The 1308-nt window shown below is 63.8% G+C and carries 2 protein-coding genes; both read right to left on the bottom strand.

Annotated elements, in window-relative coordinates:
• Positions 1-252: 252 nt before the first annotated feature.
• Positions 253-717 carry a hypothetical protein gene (locus tag EUC46_RS12415; protein WP_128774463.1) on the bottom strand — a complete coding sequence of 155 codons (465 nt, stop codon included), beginning with the start codon at positions 715-717 and terminating at the stop codon, positions 253-255.
• Between the two features lie 10 nt (positions 718-727).
• A complete protein-coding gene (locus EUC46_RS12410; RefSeq protein WP_128774462.1) occupies positions 728-1156 on the bottom strand; it encodes a hypothetical protein in 429 nt (142 codons plus the stop codon).
• Positions 1157-1308 lie beyond the last annotated feature (152 nt).

The following is a 1308-nucleotide window of genomic DNA, read 5'->3' as shown; positions in this document are numbered from 1 at the left end:
AAAGATAGCGTGGTCCACGTCGAGGCCTTCCGGCAGTTGGTTGTGTAGCAACTCCCATCATCAGAGGGCCTCGACCCCCACCCTGGCACCCACACGCCCAAACCCACCCCCTCAACCGCGAAGAGCCTTTAAAGAGGGTTAGAACTAGTCCTCTGCGCTCCTGATCCCTCTTTCCCCGCCGTTGAGGATGTTGACGGCGGGGGTGGGTGGACCGCGGTCGCGGGGCGCGCCGGCGGCGGCGCACTGGCGGGCTCAGACTCGAATGTACTCGCGGATCCCGCCCAGGCGCTTGGCGTTCATGCGCAGCGCGCGCTCCTTGGCCGCGAAGGCGGCGTCCAAGTCCGTCCACGTGCTCACCCACTGCGTCTTGGGCAGGTAGTCCAGTTTCACCGTTGTCCGCCCTGACTCGTTGTGGCCCACCGTCAGCCGCATGCTCGAGCCGTAGTCGCCGTTGAGCACCAGCATGGAGGGGCGGGAGTCAATGAATATGACACCCTCTGATCTCGCGTACACGCTCATGCCCCCGGTGGCGGAGACGGCCCGCTCGTATGCGGCCAACACCTGTGCCGCGGGCGCCTCGAAAACGTGGGAGGAGTCGAGCAACGGCTGAAAGTGCGCTGGGGGGCAGGGCGCCGTATACCCCCGGAGGGTGAGGTAACCCGCGGTCCCGGCCGTGGCCACAGTGATGAGGACGAAGATGGTGGTGATAATGCCCATGGCCGCGCCCTCACTCGCCCAGGGGCCGGGTGACCACCGCGCAGCGCGAGTCCCGTTGCTGAACTTCGTTGACAAAGCCGTTCAGGCGCATCCTCAGGGTGTGGGCCTTGTTCGGTATGCCCCTTTTGGTGGTCCACCGCATCACTGAGACTGTGGCCACGGCGCGGCCGTCAGGGGCCGTGGAGAGCCCCAGGCCGATCTGCTGACGGATTCCCATGGCCAAGGAGCTCTGGGCGACCATGGGGTTGCCGTCGTCCTCAATGTGCCAGGTGTTGCCGGCGACTCGACGGACGAAAATATCGCGCAACTGATCGGGCTCCAGCGATGTGACGATCACGCGGGTGGCAATATTCTTGACGATCCAGGAGCCGTACGCAGAGCGGATAGCGGCGCCGACGACGACGAAGAGAATGACGAAAATAAGGGAGGCGATTTCCATGACGTGTCCTTCGTCCGGGATGCCGTGGCCGGCTTTAAACAAGATCGTTGTCGGGGGGCGTTGTTGGTAGGTGTTCGAAGTCGTAGTCGAAGGTGCGGCTGTTGATGTAGTCAAGGAACGCGTCGTATGTTTGTTCGGGGGTGTCGCGCTGG

It is taken from the genome of Actinomyces oricola (assembly GCF_004104015.1).
Classification (GTDB): domain Bacteria; phylum Actinomycetota; class Actinomycetes; order Actinomycetales; family Actinomycetaceae; genus Actinomyces; species Actinomyces oricola.
The sequence above is the reverse complement of the archived record's forward strand: the minus strand, read 5'-3'. Positions and strand labels throughout refer to the sequence as shown.

Coding starts and splice junctions, on each gene's coding strand:
- EUC46_RS12410 (WP_128774462.1), bottom strand. CDS start 1,156: ATGGAAATCGCCTCCCTTATTTTCGTCATTCTCTTCGTCGTCGTCGGC.
- EUC46_RS12415 (WP_128774463.1), bottom strand. CDS start 717: ATGGGCATTATCACCACCATCTTCGTCCTCATCACTGTGGCCACGGCC.